Origin of the sequence: Longicatena caecimuris, from assembly GCF_018406465.1 — a bacterium.
GTDB lineage: Bacteria > Bacillota_I > Bacilli_A > Erysipelotrichales > Erysipelotrichaceae > Longicatena > Longicatena caecimuris.
Genome location: NZ_AP024510.1, coordinates 229,738 through 254,521 on the forward strand (window position 1 = coordinate 229,738; position 24,784 = coordinate 254,521).

22 protein-coding genes are annotated in these 24,784 nt (G+C 38.3%); 16 read left to right on the plus strand and 6 right to left on the minus strand.

Translation table 11 applies throughout. The features are described 5' to 3' along the window. Position 1 precedes the first annotated feature (1 nt). From KJS44_RS01095 to KJS44_RS01115, 5 genes are all read left to right on the plus strand, one after another. Positions 2 to 1,417, plus strand: coding sequence for a PTS transporter subunit EIIC (locus KJS44_RS01095; RefSeq protein WP_226897107.1), 1,416 nt, complete (start codon positions 2 to 4; stop codon positions 1,415 to 1,417). A 168-nt stretch (positions 1,418 to 1,585) separates the two neighbouring features. Then, positions 1,586 to 2,296, plus strand: a complete 711-nt coding sequence (gene rsmG / locus KJS44_RS01100) for a 16S rRNA (guanine(527)-N(7))-methyltransferase RsmG (RefSeq protein ID WP_008691184.1) — start codon at positions 1,586 to 1,588, stop codon at positions 2,294 to 2,296. A gap of 11 nt (positions 2,297 to 2,307) precedes the next feature. Then, positions 2,308 to 3,072: a ParB/RepB/Spo0J family partition protein gene (locus KJS44_RS01105; RefSeq protein WP_008691186.1), complete on the plus strand. Its 765-nt coding sequence runs from the start codon at positions 2,308 to 2,310 to the stop codon at positions 3,070 to 3,072. A 16-nt stretch (positions 3,073 to 3,088) separates the two neighbouring features. Then, the gene (locus KJS44_RS01110) at positions 3,089 to 3,871 is read left to right on the plus strand and encodes a ParA family protein (protein ID WP_008691188.1); all 783 of its coding nucleotides are present in this window, start codon (positions 3,089 to 3,091) and stop codon (positions 3,869 to 3,871) included. Positions 3,872 to 3,886: 15 nt separating this feature from the next. After that, on the plus strand, positions 3,887 to 4,774 hold the full coding sequence (locus KJS44_RS01115) for a ParB/RepB/Spo0J family partition protein (protein ID WP_008691189.1): 888 nt from the start codon (positions 3,887 to 3,889) through the stop codon (positions 4,772 to 4,774). A gap of 146 nt (positions 4,775 to 4,920) precedes the next feature. Here KJS44_RS01115 and KJS44_RS01120 read toward each other — a convergent pair whose 3' ends face one another. Together KJS44_RS01120 and KJS44_RS01125 are read right to left on the minus strand one after the other, a co-directional pair. Next, complete coding sequence (locus tag KJS44_RS01120; RefSeq protein WP_008691190.1) at positions 4,921 to 5,454, minus strand: DUF5662 family protein; 534 nt, start codon at positions 5,452 to 5,454, stop codon at positions 4,921 to 4,923. A gap of 569 nt (positions 5,455 to 6,023) precedes the next feature. Continuing rightward, entirely contained in the window at positions 6,024 to 7,484 is a 1,461-nt protein-coding gene (locus KJS44_RS01125) for a sodium-dependent transporter (protein WP_008691191.1), read from the minus strand. A 156-nt stretch (positions 7,485 to 7,640) separates the two neighbouring features. On the opposite strand from KJS44_RS01125, the gene KJS44_RS01130 reads away from it, so the two are divergent. From KJS44_RS01130 to ychF, 7 genes are all read left to right on the plus strand, one after another. After that, on the plus strand, positions 7,641 to 8,510 hold the full coding sequence (locus KJS44_RS01130) for a methionyl aminopeptidase (protein WP_008691192.1): 870 nt from the start codon (positions 7,641 to 7,643) through the stop codon (positions 8,508 to 8,510). Positions 8,511 to 8,585: 75 nt separating this feature from the next. Next, complete coding sequence (gene dtd, locus KJS44_RS01135) at positions 8,586 to 9,032, plus strand: D-aminoacyl-tRNA deacylase (protein ID WP_008691193.1); 447 nt, start codon at positions 8,586 to 8,588, stop codon at positions 9,030 to 9,032. A gap of 12 nt (positions 9,033 to 9,044) precedes the next feature. Next, positions 9,045 to 9,917: a bifunctional methylenetetrahydrofolate dehydrogenase/methenyltetrahydrofolate cyclohydrolase FolD gene (gene folD, locus KJS44_RS01140; protein ID WP_008691194.1), complete on the plus strand. Its 873-nt coding sequence runs from the start codon at positions 9,045 to 9,047 to the stop codon at positions 9,915 to 9,917. 50 nt (positions 9,918 to 9,967) lie between these two features. Further along, complete coding sequence (locus KJS44_RS01145) at positions 9,968 to 10,177, plus strand: DUF951 domain-containing protein (protein WP_008691195.1); 210 nt, start codon at positions 9,968 to 9,970, stop codon at positions 10,175 to 10,177. A gap of 176 nt (positions 10,178 to 10,353) precedes the next feature. Next, positions 10,354 to 10,551 (plus strand): helix-turn-helix transcriptional regulator, encoded by a 198-nt coding sequence (locus tag KJS44_RS01150; protein WP_008691197.1) that lies wholly within the window; start codon positions 10,354 to 10,356, stop codon positions 10,549 to 10,551. Next, positions 10,548 to 10,964, plus strand: coding sequence for a hypothetical protein (locus KJS44_RS01155; protein WP_008691200.1), 417 nt, complete (start codon positions 10,548 to 10,550; stop codon positions 10,962 to 10,964). Before KJS44_RS01150 ends, KJS44_RS01155 begins: the two co-directional genes overlap by 4 nt. Before the next feature lie 99 nt (positions 10,965 to 11,063). Further along, positions 11,064 to 12,167 carry a redox-regulated ATPase YchF gene (ychF, locus tag KJS44_RS01160; RefSeq protein WP_008691202.1) on the plus strand — a complete coding sequence of 368 codons (1,104 nt, stop codon included), beginning with the start codon at positions 11,064 to 11,066 and terminating at the stop codon, positions 12,165 to 12,167. 109 nt (positions 12,168 to 12,276) lie between these two features. On the opposite strand, the gene KJS44_RS01165 is transcribed toward ychF, so the two are convergent. Further along, positions 12,277 to 13,617 (minus strand): alpha/beta hydrolase family protein, encoded by a 1,341-nt coding sequence (locus tag KJS44_RS01165; protein WP_008691203.1) that lies wholly within the window; start codon positions 13,615 to 13,617, stop codon positions 12,277 to 12,279. 285 nt (positions 13,618 to 13,902) lie between these two features. Further along, on the minus strand, positions 13,903 to 14,751 hold the full coding sequence (locus KJS44_RS01170) for a patatin-like phospholipase family protein (RefSeq protein WP_008691204.1): 849 nt from the start codon (positions 14,749 to 14,751) through the stop codon (positions 13,903 to 13,905). A gap of 237 nt (positions 14,752 to 14,988) precedes the next feature. Here KJS44_RS01170 and KJS44_RS01175 point away from each other — a divergent pair, with 237 nt between their 5' ends. The 4 genes from KJS44_RS01175 (at position 14,989) to ltrA (KJS44_RS01190) (ending at position 20,668) form a co-directional block, all read left to right on the plus strand. Beyond that, on the plus strand, positions 14,989 to 15,312 hold the full coding sequence (locus KJS44_RS01175) for a cyclic-di-AMP receptor (protein ID WP_008691205.1): 324 nt from the start codon (positions 14,989 to 14,991) through the stop codon (positions 15,310 to 15,312). Between the two features lie 456 nt (positions 15,313 to 15,768). Beyond that, positions 15,769 to 16,872, plus strand: a complete 1,104-nt coding sequence (locus KJS44_RS01180; protein WP_008691206.1) for an N-acetylglucosamine-6-phosphate deacetylase — start codon at positions 15,769 to 15,771, stop codon at positions 16,870 to 16,872. A 590-nt stretch (positions 16,873 to 17,462) separates the two neighbouring features. Further along, on the plus strand, positions 17,463 to 18,782 hold the full coding sequence (ltrA, locus tag KJS44_RS01185; RefSeq protein WP_017144543.1) for a group II intron reverse transcriptase/maturase: 1,320 nt from the start codon (positions 17,463 to 17,465) through the stop codon (positions 18,780 to 18,782). 566 nt (positions 18,783 to 19,348) lie between these two features. Further along, positions 19,349 to 20,668, plus strand: a complete 1,320-nt coding sequence (ltrA, locus tag KJS44_RS01190; RefSeq protein ID WP_017144534.1) for a group II intron reverse transcriptase/maturase — start codon at positions 19,349 to 19,351, stop codon at positions 20,666 to 20,668. 285 nt (positions 20,669 to 20,953) lie between these two features. Here ltrA (KJS44_RS01190) and KJS44_RS01195 read toward each other — a convergent pair whose 3' ends face one another. Then, on the minus strand, positions 20,954 to 22,153 hold the full coding sequence (locus tag KJS44_RS01195) for a C40 family peptidase (protein ID WP_008691209.1): 1,200 nt from the start codon (positions 22,151 to 22,153) through the stop codon (positions 20,954 to 20,956). Between the two features lie 226 nt (positions 22,154 to 22,379). Beyond that, a complete protein-coding gene (locus tag KJS44_RS01200; RefSeq protein WP_008691212.1) occupies positions 22,380 to 24,245 on the minus strand; it encodes a transglycosylase domain-containing protein in 1,866 nt (621 codons plus the stop codon). Positions 24,246 to 24,784 lie beyond the last annotated feature (539 nt).

Here is a 24,784-nt window from a genome sequence, read left to right on the forward strand (position 1 = left end):
GATGAAACTACAGAAATTAGGAAGAGCCCTCATGTTGCCAATCGCCGTCTTCCCGGCTGCGGCATTGCTTATGGGGATTGGCTATGCATTAGAAGAAAGTGGTATGGAAAATCTATATTTTATGGCAATGATCTTGCAGAAAACAGGAAATGTTATCATCTCTCAGATGCCAATGATTTTTGCGATCGGTGTAGCTTATGAACTAAGTGATGATAAAAGTGGTTTAGCTGCCTGTAATGGATTATTATGTTTTCTTATTATCACCAGTTTGCTTTCGGTATCGAATGTCTCTTTTTTAGAAGATACCTTGCGCTTTCGGGTAGATGAAGCTTTTGGCAATATTAATAATCAGTTCATTGGGATTTTAAGTGGTCTGTTAGCTGCATTTAGTTATCGTCGTAAACATGTTTCTACAAACTATTTACCTGCTGATTTTAGGGTCTTGGTTTATACCTCCATCTTTGCTATGCTTTGTTCCATCGTTTTATATATCGTCTGGCCTCTCATTTTTACATTGCTTATTTCCATTGGCACCATGATCAAGGATATGGGACCTTTGGGCGCAGGTATTTATGCGTTTTTAAATCGCCTGTTGGTTCCATTGGGATTGCACCATATGTTAAATTCTATCTTTTGGTTTGATGTGATTGGTATTAATGATATTGGCAATTATTGGGCAGGCACGGGAATACGCGGAGTCACGGGCATGTATCAGGCAGGGTATTATCCAATCATGATGTTTGGTGTGGTAGCCATGGCTTTGGCGATGTATCAATGCTGTTTTATTACGCGGAAAAAGAAGATGAAGCCGTTTTTTGTATCCTCTGCTATTGCGTCGTTTCTCACCGGTGTTACGGAGCCATTAGAATTCTCCTTTATGTTCTTATCTCCATTGCTCTATGTGATGCATGCTTTACTGACTGGTATTTCGGTGTTTATGGCAGCCAGCTTACAATATATTGCTGGCTTTAGCTTTAGTGCCGGGGCTATTGACTTTGTATTGGCGAGTTCGCTCCCTATGGCAGTAAAACCATATATGCTATTCGTTCAAGGTGGGCTTTTCTTTGTGATATATTATGTGCTATTTCGATTAATGATCAAGAAATTTGATCTTTGTACTCCGGGAAGAGAGAATGATCAAAATGAGCCGTTTCAAGAAGGAAGTATTGCTGCTGAAGATTTGAATGAGATGGCAAAAGTCATCATTGAAGGCTGTGGCGGGGCAGAAAATATCATTGCGATTCATTCCTGTATCACACGTCTTCATATCACATTAAAAGATCAGGATAAGTTTGTTTTTAAGCGCATTCGTCAAAATGGTGCTGCCGGTTATTTAAAGACAAAAGAAGAAATTCAGATTGTGTATGGTGCGCATGTGGATGCTATCATGGATGTATTAAAAAATTATCAATTGTAATCAGTTAAACGACGGGGAAGCCATGCAACGTATAGAAAGATACAGAAAACTTCATGGCAATTCTTTCAAAGATTGCTTCTTTTTATGATGCCCATCATTGAAAATCATAAACTTAATGTTTTGTTCATACGGTAAGTTTGTTATAATAGTAGATGCTGGAGGGATACTATGTCCAATACATTTCATAAAGAAGATTTTTTTCATGTTGTAAAATCATATGGCATAACTTTGCAGGATACGCAGCTGCAACAATTTGCCATGTATGCTGCTATGCTCCTTGAATGGAATCAAAAAATGAATTTGACGGCGATTACGGATATGGATGAAATCTATGAAAAACATTTTCTGGATTCTATATTGCCCTCCTTTGATGTAAAACTGAAGGGTACTTTCTGTGATGTTGGGGCAGGTGCTGGGTTTCCTAGCATCCCTTTGAAAATCGTTTACCCTGACTTAGAAATTACGATTGTAGAAACATTAGGAAAACGAATTACTTTTTTAGAAGCTCTGTGTCATCAGCTGAAGTTAAACAATGTGCATTGTGTACATGCAAGAGCTGAAGATTATGCGAAAGAACATCGGGAAAGCTTTGATATCGTCAGCGCAAGAGCGGTTGCAAACTTAACAATGCTTTCAGAATTATGCATTCCGTTGGTAAAGGTAGGCGGTATGTTTTTGGCATTAAAGGGTGCCAATGCGCTAGAGGAGTATGCGTTGGCTGAAAAAGCAATTCGCCTTCTTGGATGTGAGGAGAAACGCAGGGATGAAAAAGTGCTGTCGGATGGTTCCAAAAGGGTCAATTTTGTCTTTGAAAAGGTAAAGAAAACCCCATTGAAATATCCAAGAGCATTTGCGCAAATAAAGAAAAATCCCCTTTGAGGAGGAATAGAATGGAAGATACAAAGATGATAGCAATCGATTTGATTGAACCGAATCCATATCAGCCACGCTTGGAATTTGATCAAGACGCGCTAATGGATCTGGCACAATCAATTCGTGAAAATGGTTTGATTCAGCCAATCACCGTACGAAAGGTTAATGATAAATATCAAATCATCGCCGGTGAACGTCGATTCCGTGCATTACGTTTAAATGGTGCTGTAGAAGTACCGGCAAATATTATGGATGCTGATGAAGTACAGATGGCAGAAATGGCATTGGTTGAAAATATTCAAAGAGAGAATTTAAGTGCCATAGAAGAAGCCAAATCGTATGTGGAAATCATGAAATATGCTGGCATTAATCAATCGCAGCTGGCTTTACGTGTAGGTAAATCACAAAGCTCTATTGCCAATAAAATTCGCTTGTTAAATCTGGATGAGGAAGTACAGGAGGCAGTCAGTGCACGCCGTATCAGTGAACGTCATGCCCGTGCTTTGTTAGGCTTAGATGAAGAAAAACAGAAACAGACATTGCAGAAAATAGAAAAAAGAGGTCTGACCGTTGCACAGACAGAAAAATTATTAAAGGAAGAGGCACAAGGGCCAAAACCAAAGAAAAAAGTTATGCTGAAAGGCATTAGTAAGAGTATACGTATTGCTTTAAATACCATTCATCAAGCGGTAAGCATGGTGAATCGGGCAGGCTGTGAGGCACTCATGCAGGAAGAAGAACGTGAGGATGATGTCATCATAACCATACGCATTCCGAAATAGAAAGGTCTGGTTACATATGGGAAAAATTATTGCTGTTTCAAATCAAAAGGGGGGCGTTGGTAAAACGACCACTTCGATTAATTTAGCGGCAGGGTTAGGATATTTAGGTAACAAGGTTCTGTTGGTAGACTTTGATCCACAGGGCAACGCAACACAGGGAGTCGGTGCTGAAGTAGGTGAAGATAAACTTTCTGTATACAATTTGATTATGGAACATTATGAGGTGAGAGACATTCGTAAAAAGTTATCATCACCTCCGATAGATATCATACCAGCCAATATATCTTTAGCAGGTGCCGATTTGCAGATGGTAAAATTTGAGGTTGGAAAAGAAGAATTATTAAAAAACAAATTAGAACCGATTAAGGATGAATACGATTTTATCATCATTGACTGTCCGCCTTCTTTAGGCTTGTTGAATACCAATGCCTTAACGGCGGCAGATTCGGTTATTATTCCAGTACAGTGTGAATATTATGCGTTGGAAGGTGTGACACAACTTTTATTAACGATTCGTCTGGTACAGCAGCTGTTTAATAAGAATCTGATGATTGAAGGTGTGATCTTAACGATGTATGATGGACGTACGAAATTAAGCGTAGAAGTGCAACAGGAAGTTCGTCAGCATTTCAAAGATCGTGTATATAAAACCTATATACCTCGAAATGTAAAATTAAGCGAGGCACCATCACGTGGTATGTCGATTTTTGAATATGATGTACGTTGTGAAGGAGCAAAAGCATATGCCGGATTAGCGAATGAGGTTGTCCGCATGAATAAGAAGGCGAAGGCCAGATAGGAGGTAAGCGTCAATATGGCAAAAAAAGAGAACAATGCCAGACTGGGCAAAGGACTATCGGCTATCTTTGGTGAAGATGTCAGCAATGTTTTAGAAGACATTCAGCAAGGGAAAAGCGAGGTTCATGAAGACAGCAAGTTTGAGGTGGATGTTAAGGATGTAAAACCGAATCCTTATCAGCCAAGAAAACACTTTGATGATGATAAGATTCAGGAATTGGCAGATTCGATTAAATTACATGGTGTGTTTACACCAATCTTAGTTAAAAAAGCAGTCAAAGGTTATGAACTAATTACCGGTGAGCGTCGTTTACGTGCCAGCAAGCTAGCTGGGTTAAAGCGTATTCCGGCCATCCTGATGGATTTTGATGATCAGCAGATGATGGAGATTGCCTTATTGGAAAACATTCAGCGTGAAGATCTGAATGCTATTGAAGAGGCGCAAGGCTATGAAAAGCTGATTAAGAAACTAGGATATAAACAGGAAGAATTAGCACATCGTATTGGGAAATCCCGTGAACATGTTGCCAATATGTTACGATTATTAAAATTGCCTGCATCTGTGCAACAGCATGTAGTGAATAATGAACTCAGCATGGGGCATGTACGCGCCCTGTTATCCTTGAAAGATCCAAAACTCATGGAAGAGGTAGCGCAAAAGGCAATACAATTGCATTTATCTGTGCGTGCCGTGGAAACGCTTGTTAAAAATATGAATGAGCCTAAGCCGGAACCGGTGAAAAAAGAGCGAGACGTTAATCTGGATCAGGTAGAGAAACGATTACAGAGTCGTTTTGGCACAAAAGTAAAAATTGATGAAAAACAAATTGTCATTAAGTATCATGGCAACGATGACCTCAATCGTGTACTTGAGATGATTGGCGGATTAGATGAAGAAATGTAAGAAAGATGCGATGTATTCGTGTCTTTTTGTTTGCGAATTTTCATGGTGATAAAGACGATAGAAAGGACTATAGTATAACTTTTAGTAATAAAAAAAGAATTGTGATAGTACAATCATATGCACAATTCTTTAGGTCATATAAAAAATTATTTGTTTTTTAAAATATTATGCCGGATATAAGCAATGGTCTGATCTAAACCATGATCTCTTAAATATTCTAATATATGCTGTGTCAATGCTTTTGTGTTAGGATGCATCATGACTCTGTCATAACCGTTTAAGAAGTATTCTAAAGCACTGGCATCGGTATAGTTTTCCTTTTGATAGGTCATGGATGCCGCAATACGATCGCAAATCATCTCAACAACGTAGTTGACAGGCATTTCAATAGCAATGACACCATTTTTTACATTTCCATTGTCCAACCAGTATTCCCAGTGATGACGATTCCGTCCTTTATGATGCAACCATCCAAGGGAATACCCTTTTACTTCTTTTTCTCGATTAATAGGGCTGCGAAAGCCTTGATAATAGGTAACTCCTGCCCAAAATTCAACAGGTGAATATTTTGATAAATCGTGTAAGATTCCTTGCTTATATAAATGGCAGCGAAAGCATAATTTAGTTACCAGTATTTTATGATGATTGATCGTTGAAAGATGTCCCCAGAAACGATTCATAATAATCTCCTTCCTATGTGAATTTATAATGTCAGAGGTATTTTAACACAAATAAAGAAAAAGGGAAGAGTGGAATGATGATCGATCATAGATGGGTATTTGTATGGGGAAGGTCTTATATCCTCTCTTATGATTATCAAAAAGTTGTAAAAAAACGCATGACCATCACATATCCTTCACATTCGCACGTTATAGTATAGGTACAGGCAGACTTACTGCTTGTGTGGTAATGGAAATCGTTTCCCCATCCCTATAGTAATAGTAACAACAGCTATCATGTTTACATAATTTTATAATTTCCATTACCGGCCTTCATGCTTAAGACCTCTATCCCTCGTAGAGGTCTTATTGTATGTGCTCTTTAATAAATTAACACAGAATTCAAATACTATTCATATGTTTTTCACAAAGCTGTCTTATACTAAAAGTACAAGGTAAGTAATACCTTGAAAGACTTTGGTAATGGTACTTACTCCCTCGTTTGCATTTGTTCATTCCATAAACAAACCGCCATTACCTTTCCATAAAAAACGACTCCTTACTACTTCAAGGAGTCATTTTTAGCTGAATTACTGCTTTTTTTTATGTTGTATGATCCATGCATGTATTGGTATAAAGATGATAAACAGGATCAAAACAATTGGTAAGATTGCATTCCATGGTGTTGAAAACTTCTCGATATAACCTTGGAAGAAAATAAAGATGACGATGACAGGCAGTATGAAACTGACGTAGCCTCGTATCCAGCTAGGAAACTTTAGCCCTTTTCCTGTATTTGCTTCACCAAGGAAATTTTTCCATCCCCAACCATAACGGAAGGTACAGAATAATAGATATAATAAGGAACCTAATGGTAATAAATTGCTGGAAACGATGAAATCTTCTAAGTCCTGAATGGTTGTTCCTTCACCTAATGGCTGTAAGAAGGATAGAATATTAAATCCTAATGCACAAGGCAGTGATAAAATCAGGATGGCAAAGAAATTTACCCATACGGCTTTCTTTCTTGACCAACCGCTATCCATAGCAAAGGCAACGATATTTTCAAATACGGCAATAATGGTCGTTAATGCTGCAAAGGACATAAATAAGAAGAATAAGGTTCCCCATAAGCGTCCTTGAGCCATGGCATTAAAGACATTTGGTAATGTCACAAATACCAATCCTGGGCCACTTCCGGCATCTACACCAAAAGAGAAACAGGAAGGGAAAATAATCAAACCGGCAATAAAGGCAACTAAAGTATCTAAGATACAGACATTCAGACTTTCACCTAGTAAAGAACGATCTTTTCCGATATAGCTGCCAAAGATAGCCAACGCTCCGATACCCAGACTAAGCGTAAAGAAGGCTTGACTCATTGCCGCAAAAATGGCGTCCCATAAGCCGTTTTCCATCATTTTACCAAAATCAGGCACTAAATAAAACGTTAAACCTTCTACAGCATCTGGTAAAGTGACAGCGCGTATCACCAGTATCAGCATAACAATAAATAAACAGGACATCATATATTTGGAAATCTTTTCAACCCCATTTTGTAATCCCTTGCTGCAGACGAGAAAGCCGATCATGGTAATTACGACCATCCAAAACAGGTTCTGCGCAGGACTTGCGAGCATATCATGAAATATCTGCCCCACTGCTTCTGTTGACTGGTTTTCAAAAGTGCCACTTATCATTTTTAAACAGTAATTCAACATCCATCCGCCAACGGTCGTATAAAACATCATCAGCATGTAATTACCGCCGATTGCCACATATTTGATGAAATGCCATTTTGTCTTTTTTGGCTCTAGTACATCAAAAGATTTTGCGGCCGATTTCATAGATGCGCGTCCTACGGAAAATTCCATTACCATGATAGGTAAGCCTAACAGCATCAGAAATAATAAATATAGCAATACAAAGGCAGCTCCGCCATACTGGCCGGTGATATAAGGAAACCGCCAGACATTCCCCAGTCCGACTGCACATCCCGCTGAGATTAGGATAAAGCCTAAGCGCGATGAGAATTTTTCTCTTGCTTTCATACATTCACACCCTTTTATGCATAATTTTATCGGTGTATATAAGGAAAGTCAATCTTTAATTCGGCTTTGTCATGGCAATTGTATTACTTTTTAGGAAATGGTATGAAAATTTAAGAGATACGTGATATACTATACGACGTAAAGAGGTGTAAAGATATGGAAATGCATAGAAATTCCCGCTGCTGGTGTGGCAGTGGCAAAAAATATAAACAATGTCATGAAAAGTTTGATGAAAAAATTCGCGAATTTGCTAGAAATGGCGAGATTGTGCCAGATCGCAGTTTGATCAAAAGTACAAAGGATATTCTTGGTATCAAAAAGAGTGCTGCTATTAACACCGGTGTACTTGATCATGTCGCAAAGCATATACATGTCGGTATGAGTACCGGAGATATTGACCGATTGGTGTATGATTACACAGTAAGTCATGGGGCAATACCTGCTCCTTTGAATTATGAAGGCTTTCCTAAAAGTGTTTGTACATCGGTTAATGATGAGGTATGTCATGGTATTCCGGATGATGAAATCATCTTACAGGAAGGCGATATCGTCAATGTAGATGTTTCCACCATTTTTCATGGTTATTACTCCGATGCTTCGCGAATGTTTATGATTGGTGAAGTGAGTGAAGAGGCAAAGCGTTTGGTACAAGTGACGAAAGAATGTCTGGAAATCGGTATAAAAGCTGTCAAACCTTGGGGGCATGTAGGCGATATTGGAGCGGCGATTCATGAATATGCAACGAGCAAAGGTTATAGTGTCGTGATAGATTTTGCCGGACATGGCGTTGGGAAAGCATTCCATGAGGATCCTATCGTTTCACATGTAGGGCGTAAGGGAAAAGGCATGATTCTGGCTCCCGGTATGGTGTTTACTATTGAACCGATGATCAATGAGGGAGATTATCATCTCTATATTGATGAAGATAATGGATGGACATCTTATACGGCGGATGGCAAGCTTTCTGCTCAATGGGAACATACCTTACTGGTAACCGAAAAAGGTGTTGAAATTTTGACATATTAAACAAGGGGGGTGCCCTTGTTTTTCAAATAGGAAAAGATTATAGCAAGTAGTATTGGAAAATGGAAGGAAAATGATATGCGAGTGATATTACAAAGAGTGCGGCATGCATCCGTTACAATTGATGGACAAGTGCATGGCGCCATTCAAAATGGTTTTTTAGCTTTGGTAGGTATTACCCAGAGTGATGATGAAGGCATTGTGAAGAAAATGGCAAAAAAATGTGCTGAATTGCGTGTCTTTGAGGATGAACAAGGAAAGATGAATCGTGGGTTATCGGATATTCAGGGAGATATTCTTTCAATTTCGCAATTTACATTGTATGCGGATTGTAAGAAGGGAAGACGTCCCGGTTTCGAGAAAGCGGCACACCCTGCGCAGGCAAACCCGCTTTATGAGCTCTTTAATAAAGAATTACGTTCATATGGATTGCAAGTACCAACAGGTGTGTTTGGCGCTGATATGAAGGTAGAATTGCTGAATGATGGTCCGGTTACGATCATTTTAGACAGTGCAGAATTATAGGAGGCTAAGCGTATGGCAAATGTGATATATGGCAGTGAAATTGCTAAGCAAGTAAAAAAAGATCTGCGCTTGCGGATCATGAAGTTAAAAAATGAGCAAAAACGACTCCCTAAGCTTGTTGTCGTTTTGGTAGGAGAACATCCTGCCAGTGTATCTTATGTGAAAGGGAAAGAGAAAGCTTGTCATGAAATCGGCATGGAAAATGATCTCATTTTACTGCCGGCTACCACAAGTGAAGATGAATTGTTACAGATCATTCATCAGTTGAACACCGATACCAAGGTGGATGGTATTTTGGTACAGCTTCCTTTACCTGCACATATGGATGAGCATGTGATTCTACATGCGATTGATCCAAAAAAAGATGTGGATGGCTTTCATCCGGTGAATGTAGGGAAGATGCTATTACAAGAACCAACGTTCCTTTCCTGCACGCCAAAAGGTATTATACGAATGCTAGAGGAAATCGGCATGACAGATTTAAGCGGTAAACAGGCTGTTGTTCTTGGACGTAGTAATATTGTTGGTAAACCGGTTGCACAACTTTTATTAAATCATAATGCAACGGTAACCATTTGTCATTCCAAAACAGAGGATATTAAAAGTATTACCAAACGTGCGGATATCTTAGTTGTATCGGTTGGAAAAGCGCGTCTTGTAAAACGTGATTGGGTAAAACCAGGTGCTGTCGTAATTGATGTCGGTATCAACCGTGATGATCAAAATAAGCTGTGTGGGGATGTTGATTTTGCAAACGTTAGTGAGGTTGCTGGTTATATAACTCCTGTGCCGAAAGGGGTGGGGCCTATGACCATTGCGATGTTGCTAGAAAATACTTTGCAATCCTATGAACAAAGAGAGCATGTTTCATGGGACGAACGATAAAAACTATGATACAATGAAGATAACTTAAATAAAGAGAAGGGAATGAGCACATGATAAAGCATGAATATGATTTGAATGACATCGTAGAGATGAAGAAAGAGCATCCATGTCATAAATCGAAATACTGGAAAATTATCCGCATGGGAGCTGATATCCGTATCAAATGTCAGGGCTGCGGTACCAGCGTGTTATTTCCTCGTGTGGAATTTGAAAAAAAATTAAAACGTGTTATTGAACATGCACCAAAATCGGAAGAATGAAACCGCAGCTATCGCGGTTTTTTTAATGCTTTCTCAGCGTGTCTTGCTAACTAAAAGAAACATCAAGAAAGATTCACCTAGTTTTAATAGAGTAATTTAAATCGTAATAAAAGTAATATATACTTGACATAAAGTAATATTGGTTATACTATATAGGTAGAAAGAGAAGTGGTGTTATGGCAAAGAATTTGCGAATAAAGGCCGCAAGAGCAACAAAAGATATGACACAGAAAGAACTGGCAGAATGTGTAGGTGTTACGCGACAAACAATGAACGCCATTGAAAAGGGAGATTACAATCCCAGTATTCGTTTATGCATTGCGATATGTAAAGCATTGGATAAAACACTGAATGATTTATTTTGGGAGGAATGAACATAGAACAATTTGATGAAAGACAAAAAGCCATACGCAATAAGATTATGACGAAAGCCTTTGCTTTAGCAATTATTCTTTTATGTGGGGCAATCATTTTGAATGAATGTAAGGTCATAGAAATAGGGAAAACCGTAAGCTTTACGGATTATGGCTTTATCACATTTTTTATACTCATCTTATATGTGACGCTATCTTTGATTTGGAAGGATGCTTATGTGGGTATAGTGAATGCTGCATCGATTAAAATAGCTCTATATGGATTTAGCGTACTATCTATTCTGGACATCGATTTATTCATAAAACACAGAATGGAACAAGCGCCAATAGATTATGTAGTTCTTGCTGGAACAATTACGATGATAGCCATCACCATTAGCTTATGGTTAAAGAAAAAAGATTGGGATAATTAAATTCACGAATCAATAAAAATGTATATACAAATACGTGCGCAAACAGTTGCATAACCTTAAAAAAAACGGTAGAATGTTAGAGTTGAGAGGAAGGATAGTATGCCATTAACAGCAGGAATTGTTGGGCTTCCTAATGTTGGAAAGTCTACATTATTTAACGCAATCACAAAATCACAGGTAGAGGCAGCCAATTATCCCTTTGCGACCATTCAACCGAACGTTGGTGTCGTAGAAGTGCCGGATCATCGTATTGATCGTTTGGTAGAGCTGTTTCATCCAAAGAAAACCATCTATACAACTTTTGAATTTACCGATATTGCCGGTTTAGTAAAAGGTGCCAGCAAGGGTGAAGGTTTAGGAAATCAATTTTTAAGTAATATTCGTTTGACAGATGCTATTTGTCATGTTGTCCGTTGTTTTGATGATGCAGATATTACGCATGTCGAAGGCAGTGTGGATCCCATTCGCGATATTGAAATCATTAATCTGGAACTGATTATGGCGGATTTACAGACAATCGAAAATCGCTTAAGCAAAGTAGAACGCAAGGCGATGACAAACAAAGATAAAGATGCGATAGCCGAAGTCAACGTACTAAAAAAATTACAAGCAGCTTTAGAAGCCGGAAAGCCTGTTAGAAGCTTGGATTTGGAAAAGGAAGAACGATTGCTTATCAAAGCATTTAATTTATTGACCTTAAAGCCAATGATCTACATTGCTAATATGTCAGATGAAGAAATCGCAGAGCCAGAAAATAATCCCTATTATCAGAAGGTGAAAGAGCTGGCAGATAGTGAACATAATCAGGTTGTACCTGTATGCGCTAAGATCGAAGAGGAATTGTCTGGCCTGGATAAAGAAGAAAAGAATGCTTTTTTACAGGAATTAGGTATACCAGAAAGCGGACTTGATAAAGTCATCAAAACAGCTTATCAAATCTTAAATCTTTGTACATTCCTAACTGCCGGTGAAGATGAATGTCGTGCCTGGACATTCCGTAAAGGAATGCTGGCACCACAGTGTGCAGGTGTCATTCACACGGACTTTGAAAAAGGCTTCATTCGTGCGGAATGTTACCGCTTTGAAGATATTGATGCATTAGGCAGTGAGCAGGCAATTAAAGAAGCCGGCAAACTACGCTTAGAAGGGAAAGAATACGAAGTGCAGGACGGTGATGTCTTACATTTCCGCTTCAATGTATAAGTATTCGCTATGTAAGTTTCCTACTTAAGTTATACAAAGGATTTTATAGTATCACAAAAAAAGGTAAGTACCACCTGCATGTGGAAACTTGCCTTTTCTTTTTATGCTTTTATTTTATAAATTGTACAATGTCTTTCACAAAGGTTACATCTAATCCTGCCTCCTGGTTGTAATCTTTTGGTGAAGGCTGTTCACTACCTTTACTCATTGCGTGATTTGCCGTTGCATACGTACGAATGGTCCAATTCGCTTTTTCAGCAAATGCTTGTTGCCAACGCTTTAAATCCGTTTTGGTCACTTGATAATCACGTAGTCCTTGACAAAGCAGGACCGGCACTTGGATCTTTTCTGCTGTTTTTACTGGATCATATGTGGCCAGATCCATAAGATAAGCTCGTGTCATACCCAAATAAAGCGTATCATCGTGCTTGCTGGAAGCTATTTGTTTGATCTGTTTTCGTACTGTTTCAGCCTCATCCAGCTGCTTTTGTTCCTCAGCATCTACTTTGCCATCCAACTTCGCCAAGTAGGTAAGTTGCTCTACCATGCTGTCTTCGATTGGTCGAGAAGGAGCAGCCATAAAGATATAGCCTGCTACATCCTTTGTTTGTTCATTTAGGCGAGGTAAAATATAACCTCCCTGGCTATGCCCTAACACATAAATACGCTGTTTGTCAATCTGCTTTTGCTGCTGCATCAGTTGAATAGCAGATAAGGCATCTTCTATATATTCCTGCTGTATGGTGTCGGTTTGGGTAAAGGTATTTTCTAAGGTACGCTTATCAAAGCGATACGTCGCAATACCTTGTTTCCCTAATTCCTTGGCAAGCTCATAAAAAGGTTTCTGATTCCCGATGGTTTCATTGTGATCACTGGGACCTGAACCTCCCAACAGGATCACTACAGGAAATTTATCACCTTTTTCAGGCGTGCACAAATAACCTTTTATGTTACCGCCAGTTGCTATTTTTAAATCCATTTCTTTTTGTTTTATGCCATCCATCTTCATCGTTTCTTCAGGAAGTTGATATGGGCGAAAGAAAATACCGGCTATCTTATCACCCGCAAAGGTTACTTGCAGATTGAATTTCTGTTTTTGCGTTATTACCGGTTGAAAAACGGCAACATTCCCTTGATAGGACTGGGCATAAGGTGTCTGTAAAGATACCACACTGCCACAGCTCTTTGAAAAGCTCATAATCTGTGTTTGAAAGTTTTTTTCCTTCACAGCTTTTCCCATTTCATCTAAATACGTAAAGTCATTTTGCAGTGCTTGTATATCGCCATCACAAATGATGTTTGCCAACTTTTCACAGGTTTCTTTTTGCGTTAAGGTAATCGTTACATCCTGTGTCTTTGTCGTATCTGATGCCGACTCTTCATTAGAAGAGCTGCAGCTGCTTAGTATTAAAGTAAAAATTAATAAAAATAACCATCCTGTTCGTTTCATACTTGCACCTCGTTTATATCTCTTATTTTACCATGAAGTAGGAAGAATATAAATGAGAAGTGAGAAAAGTGGACGAAATGGAATATTCTAAAAGAATGTATGAAAAAGAAGAAAAAAGCATATGGCAGTAAGGAATGAGCATATGACAAAAAGGAGAGAGCAGATGACAAATAGGAATGGACATAGGAAATAGAAGAAATAAGCATGTGACAAATAGAATATCACGATACTGCAAACAGATGAGGATGTTAAAGAGAAAACGATATAAGCACAAAAAAAGCAGCATTAGCGCTTGATGAATTCCATCAATGCTTCCATGCTGTTTTTAGCGTCTTCATAACCTTGCTCATATAATGCTTTCAGCTTTTTCTCATCTTTCTCTAAACGTCCAATCGTAACCGGAGAACTAGGGCGAATAACCAAAATACGGCCTTCTTTTTCCATTACCCCTAATTCATCTAACGTGCGATTATAGTTGATATGACGATTTGCCAATGCTTCAACAAACTTTGGATATTTGCGATAACTGCGACGGATGAGAGGAAGAAGGTTGTTTTTTCCCTTGCGATAGTCTTTGCATTGGGTAAGGACTACGATATTTTTCTGATATCCCATTTTCTGGAATTGTTTTACGGGAATGCTATCACATGCACCACCGTCAAGCAACTTTTTGCCATCTACTTCCACAATGCGGGATAATAGCGGTAAGGATGCACTGGCTCTTACATAGATGACATCATGCAACATATTAATGCATTGTAAATATTCGGCTTTTCCTGTTTCCAAGTTACTTGCCACAGCATATAATTTAATGCCAGAGCGATTAAATGCATCATAATCGTAAGGGTCTAATTTGTTTGGAATTTCGTTATACATGAATTCTGCTCCAAATAAATCACCCGTTTTGAGCAAAGACTGCATGCTCATATAACGTTTATCATGCAGGTAGTCTGTATTTGTGCGATAGGCACGTCCACGTTGTTTAGAAGCATAACTACACGCATGACAGGCACCGGCACTGACGCCAATGACGCCATCTGTATATATATCATGATCCATAAGAAAGTCTAACACACCGGCTGTATAAAGCCCGCGCATGCCGCCTCCTTCAAGAACTAAACCTAATTTATCCATATGATCACTTCCTTTGACTGTCCTATTATAGCATATTTTGAATAGGAAAAACCTTTCAATTTGTTCATAAATTTATGTAAAATACATGATTTTTCACCTTTTCATAAAAAAGCATAAAGCATTGAAAAAAAGTGAAAATACTTGTGAAACCATTTAACATATTCACGATTTATTAATTGTAAAACCTCCTATTAAGTGTTAGAATAAACATATAAATTGAAGAAAGGAGCATTGCATATGAAACTCATTTTAGCGATCATGTCAAATGATGATAGTCCCGCAGTTTCCAGTGCGTTGACAAAGGAGAATTATCAGGTAACACGTCTTGCGACGACTGGAGGTTTCCTGCGTGCCGGAAATACTACCTTGATTGTTGGTACGGATGATGATAAGGTTGAACGTGCCATAGAAGTTATTGGCGAATACAGTAGAAGACGTACAGAAGTTGTACCGAGCACTGCATCTTATGATATTGGAAGATATGCATCTTTCCCTGTCGAGGTTCAAGTTGGAGGAGCTACTATTTTCGTAATTGATGTAGAGAAATTTATCAAATTATAATTTGTGATTACTGAATGACCCTTATAATGCTATTTAGCTTTATAAGGGCTTTTTTTGTATACACAACACCAATAGTGATAGGTGTTCAGAAAGCTTAGTAGTTTGTATAAGCGGTAGATATTTATAAGTTTCTTGAATGATTGTTTACAATCATCGATTTTCTCGCTTTGCTTTTGTTCATGATACGTTAAATAGTAAAATGAAAGGTTTCCTTTCGTTGAAGTCTTTTGAAAGGATAAGGATTTGGTATTTTCAAAGGGAAGAAAGAACATGTTCAATGAAATGAACTTTTTGACTGTTTTTAACTATACGCAAAAAGAAGCTATTAAATCAGCATACTTGATAGCATGATAAGATGGGAAAGAGAATGTGGCGGTAAAGAAATGTTAGGTGTACATAATTATCCTTGTAAAAGCATCCTTTATGAAATACAATGTAAGGAGTGAGGTGCATAGCATGAAAAAGATAATTGAAAATGTAAGCTTTATGCTGGATGGCACGATGGTTTTTGGTGATCTTTATTTAGAAGATGGTTTTGTGGAGCGCATGGAATTTAAGACACCTAGAGGGAAAGGACATATCGCTATCCCAGGCTTTGTCGATATTCATACGCATGGTTTTCGTGGATATAGCTGTGATGATGAAAATATCGAAAATCTTCGTCAATTGGCCAATGCATATGCCAAACGAGGGGTAACGACATTTTGTCCGACCTTATCTCCACGTCCTTTACAAGAGTATATTCCAATTCTGAAAGCATATCGAAAGGCTTTTCAAGGAAATACGATGGGAGCACGTTATGCAGGCGTTCATTTGGAAGGCCCTTATTTATCAAAAGCGATGCATTGTTTATTAGATGCAAATCAGTTACAAGAAATTGATTTAAATGAATTAGATACATTTCTAAGTGAATATCATGAAGATATCCGTGTGATGACGATTGCCCCGGAATTGACAAATGCCATGGAAGCGATACATTTATTGCATCTATATGGTGTTCAAGTATCAATCGGTCACAGTAAGGCAACGTATGAGCAAATGCTGGAGGCTTTTGAAGAAGGTGCCTCCCAGGTGACGCATCTATGCAATGCTATGCCTGGCATTGATCATCATGAACCGACGATGTTTGATGCCGTGCTCTTATCCCAATGCAGCTGTGAAATGATTATGGATGGTGCACATATACAATCAAAAATGTTAGAATGGCTGATTAAACTGTTGGGTGCAAAACGGGTCATCGCAATCAGCGACGGTACGATAAACTCCGGATTGGCCTATCCTGAAGGTCATGTGCTAGATGATGGCAGTTACATACAACATCATGCAGTTTATAAAGAAGGCGTTCTAAAAGGAAGCTGTATAGACCTGTTGGATATCTTTCGTAAGCTATATGATGCCTATGGACTTGCTGAAAGCATCTTGATGACTTCGCAAAATGCGGCGCATATCGTGAAGAGTTATACAAGTGATATTCGCCTAGGTCATAAGATTGATCTGGTCATACTGGATAGTGAATTGCATTTGTTAGATGTAGTAATAAACGGTCGCAGTGTTTTATAGCATATGGTGCATAATGAGCATCCGATAAACGTAACGTTTTGGATGCTTTTTATGTGTGGCGGGCATGCCACATATCTAGGGTGAAAATCCCTCGGGGCGTAGTTATCGACGAACCCAAGAGCGACTTGCAAGTTTCATATCGTGAGGTATGGGAGAGAGGAAGCAATAGCGAAATCGTGGCTTAACGGACAGGAAGTCTGAACATTAAATTCAGACGGCTGATAATAAGGCGGCATTAGCGGATGAGATGGCATGAAGCATCAAAGTCCAAAAGATAACCGTAACCTAATGGCGTAAATCAGATAAGTAAACGAGGAAAGATATGTGACTTACCCCGCGAGGTCTCATTGACTCAGTAGGCGAGACGTAGAACGACGGGCAGTCGAGGAGTAGTAACAACGAACAATGAGAAGTCAGCAGAGGTCATATTAGGTAGAGATACTGAAGGACCGAACGTTTTAATCGCACGAGCAAAATGTATGTTTCTTACAATAATCAGACAAGGATATGAGTGAAAACGTAAATGAGCAAATATCCAAAACACGTATGATGATTTGTAAGAAAGCGGAAAGGAAAGGAGTGCACAAAGTATGTCAGAACTATTAGAAAAGATACTGAACAGAGAAAATATGAACAAAGCCTATAAACGTGTAAAAGCGAATAAAGGAACAAGCGGAATTGATGAAATAACGATTGAGGACGCCTATGTTTATATAAAAGAAAACTGGGAAAGTATCAGAGCAGAAATCACAGAAAGGAAGTACAAACCACAGCCAGTAAAGCGAGTTGAAATACCAAAACCGAATGGAGGAACTAGAAATCTGGGGATACCAACGGTAATGGATAGAATCATCCAGCAGGCAATGGTACAAGTATTAAGCCCAATATGTGAAACGTTCTTTTCGGATTATAGTTATGGATTCAGACCAAATCGGAGTTGTGAGCAGGCCATAAATAAATTATTGGAATATATCAATGATGGATATGAATGGATAGTAGACATTGACTTAGAGAAATTCTTTGACAACGTGCCACAGGATAAATTGATGAGTTATGTACACATCATCATAAATGATGGAGATACAGAGTCGCTCATACGAAAATATCTTAAAGCAGGTATCATGATAAACGGAAAATATGAAAAGAGTGAAAAGGGAACACCACAGGGTGGAAACCTATCGCCATTATTAAGTAATATTATCCTAAATGAATTAGACAAAGAATTAGAAAGCAGAGGATTACACTTTACCAGATACGCAGACGACTGCGTGATAGCGGTAAAAAGTAGAGCCAGTGCGAACAGAGTGATGCATACAATCACAAAGTGGATTGAACACAAATTGGGACTGAAAGTGAATGCGACAAAGACGCATATCACAAGACCTAACAAATTAAAATATCTAGGCTTTGGATTTTATTATGATACAAAAGATAAGAAATATTGTGCAAGACCACACGCAAGTTCCATACAACGATTTAAGAGGAAACTGAAACAGCTAACAATCAGAAAGAACACAATGGCTTTAAATGAAAGGATAAGACAACTGAACCAAGTAATACGAGGATGGATAAACTATTATTCCATATGTAATATGAAAACACATATGACAAGGATAGATGAACATCTTCGTACAAGACTGCGAGTAATTATATGGAAACAGTGGAAAGTACCCAGCAAGCGACAGTGGGGATTACAAAAACTTGGGATTAGAAAAGATAGAGCAAGACAGACATCGTATATGGGAGACCATTATCAATGGGTCGTAACCAAAACATGTGTGGTAAGAGCAATATCAAAAGAAAAACTAGCCCAAAAAGGACTAGTCAGTTGTTTAGATTACTATATAGAGAGACACGCTTTGAAATTAAAACGAACCGCCGTATACGGAACCGTACGTACGGTGGTGTGAGAGGGTGATTTATTTCACCCTACTCGATTGTGTGGCGGGCATGCCACATATCTAGGGTGAAAATCCCTCGGGGCGTAGTTATCGACGAACCCAAGAGCGACTTGCAAGTTTCATATCGTGAGGTATGGGAGAGAGGAAGCAATAGCGAAATCGTGGCTTAACGGACAGGAAGTCTGAACATTAAATTCAGACGGCTGATAATAAGGCGGCATTAGCGGATGAGATGGCATGAAGCATCAAAGTCCAAAAGATAACCGTAACCTAATGGCGTAAATCAGATAAGTAAACGAGGAAAGATATGTGACTTACCCCGCGAGGTCTCATTGACTCAGTAGGCGAGACGTAGAACGACGGGCAGTCGAGGAGTAGTAACAACGAACAATGAGAAGTCAGCAGAGGTCATATTAGGTAGAGATACTGAAGGACCGAACGTTTTAATCGCACGAGCAAAATGTATGTTTCTTACAATAATCAGACAAGGAAATGAGTGAAAACGTAAATGAGCAAATATCCAAAACACGTATGATGATTTGTAAGAAAGCGGAAAGGAAAGGAGTGCACAAAGTATGTCAGAACTATTAGAAAAGATACTGAACAGAGAAAATATGAACAAAGCCTATAAACGTGTAAAAGCGAATAAAGGAACAAGCGGAATTGATGAAATAACGATTGAGGACGCCTATGTTTATATAAAAGAAAACTGGGAAAGTATCAGAGCAGAAATCACAGAAAGGAAGTACAAACCACAGCCAGTAAAGCGAGTTGAAATACCAAAACCGAATGGAGGAACTAGAAATCTGGGGATACCAACGGTAATGGATAGAATCATCCAGCAGGCAATGGTACAAGTATTAAGCCCAATATGTGAAACGTTCTTTTCGGATTATAGTTATGGATTCAGACCAAATCGGAGTTGTGAGCAGGCCATAAATAAATTATTGGAATATATCAATGATGGATATGAATGGATAGTAGACATTGACTTAGAGAAATTCTTTGACAACGTGCCACAGGATAAATTGATGAGTTATGTACACATCATCATAAATGATGGAGATACAGAGTCGCTCATACGAAAATATCTTAAAGCAGGTATCATGATAAACGGAAAATATGAAAAGAGTGAAAAGGGAACACCACAGGGTGGAAACCTATCGCCATTATTAAGTAATATTATCCTAAATGAATTAGACAAAGAATTAGAAAGCAGAGGATTACACTTTACCAGATACGCAGACGACTGCGTGATAGCGGTAAAAAGTAGAGCCAGTGCGAACAGAGTGATGCATACAATCACAAAGTGGATTGAACACAAATTGGGACTGAAAGTGAATGCGACAAAGACGCATATCACAAGACCTAACAAATTAAAATATCTAGGCTTTGGATTTTATTATGATACAAAAGATAAGAAATATTGTGCAAGACCACACGCAAGTTCCATACAACGATTTAAGAGGAAACTGAAACAGCTAACAATCAGAAAGAACACAATGGCTTTAAATGAAAGGATAAGACAACTGAACCAAGTAATACGAGGATGGATAAACTATTATTCCATATGTAATATGAAAACACATATGATGAATATAGATAAACATCTTCGTACAAGACTTCGAGTAATTATATGGAAGCAGTGGAAAGTTCCCAGCAAGCGACAATGGGGATTACAAAAGCTTGGGATTTCAAAAGATAGAGCAAGACAGACATCATATATGGGAGACCATTATCAATGGGTAGTAACCAAGACATGTGTGATAAGAGCAATATCAGAAGAAAAACTAGCCCAAAAAGGACTAGTCAGTTGTTTAGATTACTATATAGAGAGACACGATTTGAAATTAAAACGAACCGCCGTATACGGAACCGTACGTACGGTGGTGTGAGAGGGTGATTTATTTCACCCTACTCGATTTGTATGAGGAAGGGGGAAGAAGAAAAAAAGGGTTGTGATGAGAGATGATGTGGATGAAGATGAGCAGATGAAAGTAGTTACTTAAGAAAAATTAAGATTTATTCGTTTTAAGAAGAGAAACGAGATTCAATAGGAAGATGTTGCGGAAAATAAAAAAAGTCTCTTAAATCGCTTAAAAACATCGATTTAGGAGACTTTAGATAGAAATACCTAATGTAAATAAGCAAAAAAGAGAGAAACTCTCTTTTTTTGTTTTTTATACTCTACGAATTCCTGTAATACTCTGTCCGTAAGAAGCCCATTCACTGACACCACTTACAATAACACCCATACTAGGATTTGCTGCATGAACCATCTGTCCACCACCAATGTAAATAGACACATGAGATCCGCCATCCCAAACGATGACATCTCCATACTGCATGTTGTTGTAAGAAACCGCAGAACCCATACCAGCCTGGCCATAACCAGATCTAGGTACGCTTACTCCGACTTGATTGTATGCATAGTAAATTAAACCTGAACAGTCGAATCCAGCAGGACTAGCACCACCCCATACGTAGTTATAACCTACATAAGAAGATGCAATTGATGCAGCAGAACCATTACCGGCATGACCAGCAGGGTTCAAATTTGCATTGTTATTCTTTTTTGGAGCTGAATAAGAAGTAGACGCTGCTGTTTCATAAGTTGTTGTTTCAGCTTTCGCTTTCTTCTTAATTTTCTTAGCTACACCCTTCTTATCGAATTTGTAACCATCTTTTTTCGTATCTGTGTAGGCATTTCCATTCTTACTGAAAAGGTACTTCTTACCTTTAATGGTCTGCCAACCTTTTAAACGATAGCCATACTTGTTATAGTACTGAATCATATCGTTTTCATGTGTCCAACCGGATTTTAAAGTACCGTTAGACTGGAAGTTATACTTTTTACCATCAATCTTAGTTTCACTTGTTGCCAGAGAACCATCTTCTTTGAAGTAGACTTTTTTACCATTCAGCTTCATCCAACCTTTCTGGATGTTGCCGTTAGCATCAAAGTTATAAGTCTTACCATCAATTTTCTGTTCACCGGTAACTTTTACACCATACTGGTTATAGTATGTAGTGTTTTCATCTTGCCATCCAAGTAACAGTTTTCCGTTTTTCTGGAAAGCGTACTTGTGACCATCAATCACCACGTCACCACTTACTCGTTCACCGTTTGCGTTGAAATAATAAGTGCTTTCGTTGATTGTTTTCCATCCTGTAACAGCTCTACCTTCATCATTCAGGTAGTAGACAGCACCTGTTTCTTCAAACAGCCAAGCTGTTTTAACTTTTCCATCTACCATGTAGACGCCATCGTGCCATCCGTCTGTATTGGATGCTGCATATACTGTTGTAACAGCAGAGAGCGCTGTAGCAATTCCTAAGACAAGAGCAACTTTTTTTGTGTTCTTTTCGATAAAGTTCATGTTATCACCTCGACATCAACGTCCTCATTGTAACAAAGACTTTTTAATCGTGCAACCCGCATTTTTTGAAAATCTTACGTTTTTGTCACTTTACGACCCCATTTGAAATCCGCATTTAACCGATGAACAAAGGCTTAATGACATTTTTTAAAATTCTTAAAATTTTTTTTATTTTTTTTTAAATTTGCCTGTTTTTTATTGACTTTCGACAAAAAAGCCCTATTTATCAGCTATTGCGTAAAAACCAGTAGGTAGAGCCGTTACTGGAAGGTACTCCCGTAATCGGATTTACTTGTACTTCCATGATATCATCACTTGGTTGATACCAGATATTTTTCTGATTTTTATACAGTGTGTTGATTGTATCCTGAAAGATCTTTTTACTGTTTGCATAATATTGTTTTGCCAGCTTGCGATTATCATCAAAGCCACACCATACCCCGATGACATATTCCGGATTGTACCCCATGACCAAGGAATCCCAATCACTCGTTCCAGATTTCGCAGCCATTGTCACTTTCGGCTGATAGCCATACATACTTGGAAACGCATAGCCTTTATTGCGAATATCAAAAGTTGAAGTCAGCAATTGTGAGAGCAGTAAAGTTTCATTTCGCTGCAGCATGCGTTTAGGAGTTGTCTTATGTTCATATAAAACTTTATCATCGCTTGTTACAGATGAAATCATCGTTGGTTTAACATAAAGCCCTTCAGAAGCAAACGTCGTATAAATGCGCGACAGCTCCAGTAAATTCATATTCACAGTGCCTAAGGCTTCACTTGGGTTTGGCTGTGATTGTTTAATGTCAAAATCCAATAGTGCTTGATGCAGGGTATCTTCACCTAAAAACAGATGAGTTTTAACGGCATAGATGTTGTCACTTAATGATATGGCATTGATCAATGAGATTTTTGCATTGGCATATTGATCATCATAATTGCTTGGGGCATAAGTTTCGTTGTTCGCAAGGCGAAAGGTTGTTTTCTGTGAAGTAAATTGTGTGGCTGGGGTAAAGCCCTGTTGTAAGGCACAGTAATATAACAGTGGTTTAATCGTGCTGGCAACTTGACGCGAAGACTGGCTGGCCCGGTTATATTGGGAAATGGTGTAATCCTTTCCTCCGGCAATTGCCAGGATATTACCAGTAAAGGGCTGAACGATGATACCTGCGGTTTCTAGTTCATCATTCATATCCATGTGAGCCCGTATGGATTTGTCTAAGGCCGCTTGTACATCTGGATCATAGTTTGTATGTACATGGATTTCTTGATCTAAGTCGATGGATAGTTCGTTGAGTTCTGCAATCACGGCATCAACGTAATATTCGTTCAGACCATTTTGACTATCTTTATGGTTTTGTGATAAGACCAGAGGTTCTTGGCGAGCTTGTGCTTCTTCAGCTTTTGTGATAACCCCATGTTCACGCATAAGTTTTAAAATGAGGTGTTGTCGCTTAATGGCATTCTCTTTGTGAAGGTATGGGGAATAAATACTGGGACCATTTGGAATACCTACTAGCATGGCCGTTTCCCCAACGCTTAAATCTTTCATATCGGAATCAAAGAAATAATGTGCAGCTGATTGTATGCCGTAAATGCCATGTCCAAAGTATGCCGTGTTTAAATAACCTTCTAAAATATCTTTTTTACTATATTGCATTTCTAGTCTTGTGGCATAGAAAAATTCTTGAATCTTGCGTGAAACCGTTTGTTCATTTGTCAGGAACAGATTTTTGGCATATTGTTGTGTGATCGTAGAACCCCCTTGCAGAATATCCCCATGTACCAGATTTGTTGATAAAGCTTTGATAATGCGAACTGGATCAAAACCGGCATGATAATAGAAGCGCTTATCTTCTACACTGATAAAGGCATCTTGTATGAATTCAGGAATATCGTCAATCGAAGTCCACTGCATATTTTTTTTAAAATTGGATTCATACATGACATTGCCATTGCAATCATAAATCGTGATATTTTTTCTTTGCTCATCCAGGGGCAATCTGTCTATGAAAGCATATGTGTATAACAAGATAAAAGCCGTAAGAATAAAAAAGATACTGCCAAAGATAATTCTGCGAAACCATTTCATAAGCGACACCTCTTTACGATATTAGTTTGAACATCTCCTTGTCTTTTAAACAAACTGATACAGAAAGACGTAGAACTATATATTCTATTAATAGAATATTATAAATATATATGTTGTTTCGTTTGTGCAGAAAAGTTATGCGTATAGAAGCAGGTAAAGCTTTTATATTTAAAAACAGGTTACATATGCAAAGGATGCATCTAATTTCTTTTTCTATAATCAATAAAAAGGATATATTCTAATAATGGAATATAGCGAAGAAGAATAGATTTGTCTAGAAAGAATTCACCACATGTGATATATAGGAATCAAAGCAACCGATATAACTGCATGACAGACATATATATTATAAGGAAGAGATTTTCTTATGCCCCTATATATTATAAGGAAGAGTTTTTGCTCTAAATTGCTCTATATAATATAAGGAAGACTTTTGCAAGAGAAGGTCCTATATATTATAAGGAAGAGAAATATGAAAAAAGGGCGTGCAAAAATAATCGCTATATAATATAAGGATAGGGAAAAGCCATAATAAAAAG

Bases quoted from the DNA above. Each gene is read 5' to 3' on its own strand.
- ltrA (WP_017144543.1), top strand. From the start codon at position 17,463: ATGTCAGAACTATTAGAAAAGATACTGAACAGAGAAAATATGAACAAA.
- KJS44_RS01105 (WP_008691186.1), top strand. From the start codon at position 2,308: ATGGAAGATACAAAGATGATAGCAATCGATTTGATTGAACCGAATCCA.
- KJS44_RS01180 (WP_008691206.1), top strand. From the start codon at position 15,769: ATGAAAAAGATAATTGAAAATGTAAGCTTTATGCTGGATGGCACGATG.
- KJS44_RS01130 (WP_008691192.1), top strand. From the start codon at position 7,641: ATGGAAATGCATAGAAATTCCCGCTGCTGGTGTGGCAGTGGCAAAAAA.
- KJS44_RS01165 (WP_008691203.1), bottom strand. From the start codon at position 13,617: ATGAAACGAACAGGATGGTTATTTTTATTAATTTTTACTTTAATACTA.
- KJS44_RS01155 (WP_008691200.1), top strand. From the start codon at position 10,548: ATGAACATAGAACAATTTGATGAAAGACAAAAAGCCATACGCAATAAG.
- KJS44_RS01095 (WP_226897107.1), top strand. From the start codon at position 2: ATGAAACTACAGAAATTAGGAAGAGCCCTCATGTTGCCAATCGCCGTC.
- KJS44_RS01120 (WP_008691190.1), bottom strand. From the start codon at position 5,454: ATGAATCGTTTCTGGGGACATCTTTCAACGATCAATCATCATAAAATA.
- folD (WP_008691194.1), top strand. From the start codon at position 9,045: ATGGCAAATGTGATATATGGCAGTGAAATTGCTAAGCAAGTAAAAAAA.
- KJS44_RS01200 (WP_008691212.1), bottom strand. From the start codon at position 24,245: ATGAAATGGTTTCGCAGAATTATCTTTGGCAGTATCTTTTTTATTCTT.
- KJS44_RS01110 (WP_008691188.1), top strand. From the start codon at position 3,089: ATGGGAAAAATTATTGCTGTTTCAAATCAAAAGGGGGGCGTTGGTAAA.
- ychF (WP_008691202.1), top strand. From the start codon at position 11,064: ATGCCATTAACAGCAGGAATTGTTGGGCTTCCTAATGTTGGAAAGTCT.
- KJS44_RS01150 (WP_008691197.1), top strand. From the start codon at position 10,354: ATGGCAAAGAATTTGCGAATAAAGGCCGCAAGAGCAACAAAAGATATG.
- ltrA (WP_017144534.1), top strand. From the start codon at position 19,349: ATGTCAGAACTATTAGAAAAGATACTGAACAGAGAAAATATGAACAAA.
- KJS44_RS01145 (WP_008691195.1), top strand. From the start codon at position 9,968: ATGATAAAGCATGAATATGATTTGAATGACATCGTAGAGATGAAGAAA.
- dtd (WP_008691193.1), top strand. From the start codon at position 8,586: ATGCGAGTGATATTACAAAGAGTGCGGCATGCATCCGTTACAATTGAT.
- rsmG (WP_008691184.1), top strand. From the start codon at position 1,586: ATGTCCAATACATTTCATAAAGAAGATTTTTTTCATGTTGTAAAATCA.
- KJS44_RS01175 (WP_008691205.1), top strand. From the start codon at position 14,989: ATGAAACTCATTTTAGCGATCATGTCAAATGATGATAGTCCCGCAGTT.
- KJS44_RS01115 (WP_008691189.1), top strand. From the start codon at position 3,887: ATGGCAAAAAAAGAGAACAATGCCAGACTGGGCAAAGGACTATCGGCT.
- KJS44_RS01170 (WP_008691204.1), bottom strand. From the start codon at position 14,751: ATGGATAAATTAGGTTTAGTTCTTGAAGGAGGCGGCATGCGCGGGCTT.
- KJS44_RS01125 (WP_008691191.1), bottom strand. From the start codon at position 7,484: ATGAAAGCAAGAGAAAAATTCTCATCGCGCTTAGGCTTTATCCTAATC.
- KJS44_RS01195 (WP_008691209.1), bottom strand. From the start codon at position 22,153: ATGAACTTTATCGAAAAGAACACAAAAAAAGTTGCTCTTGTCTTAGGA.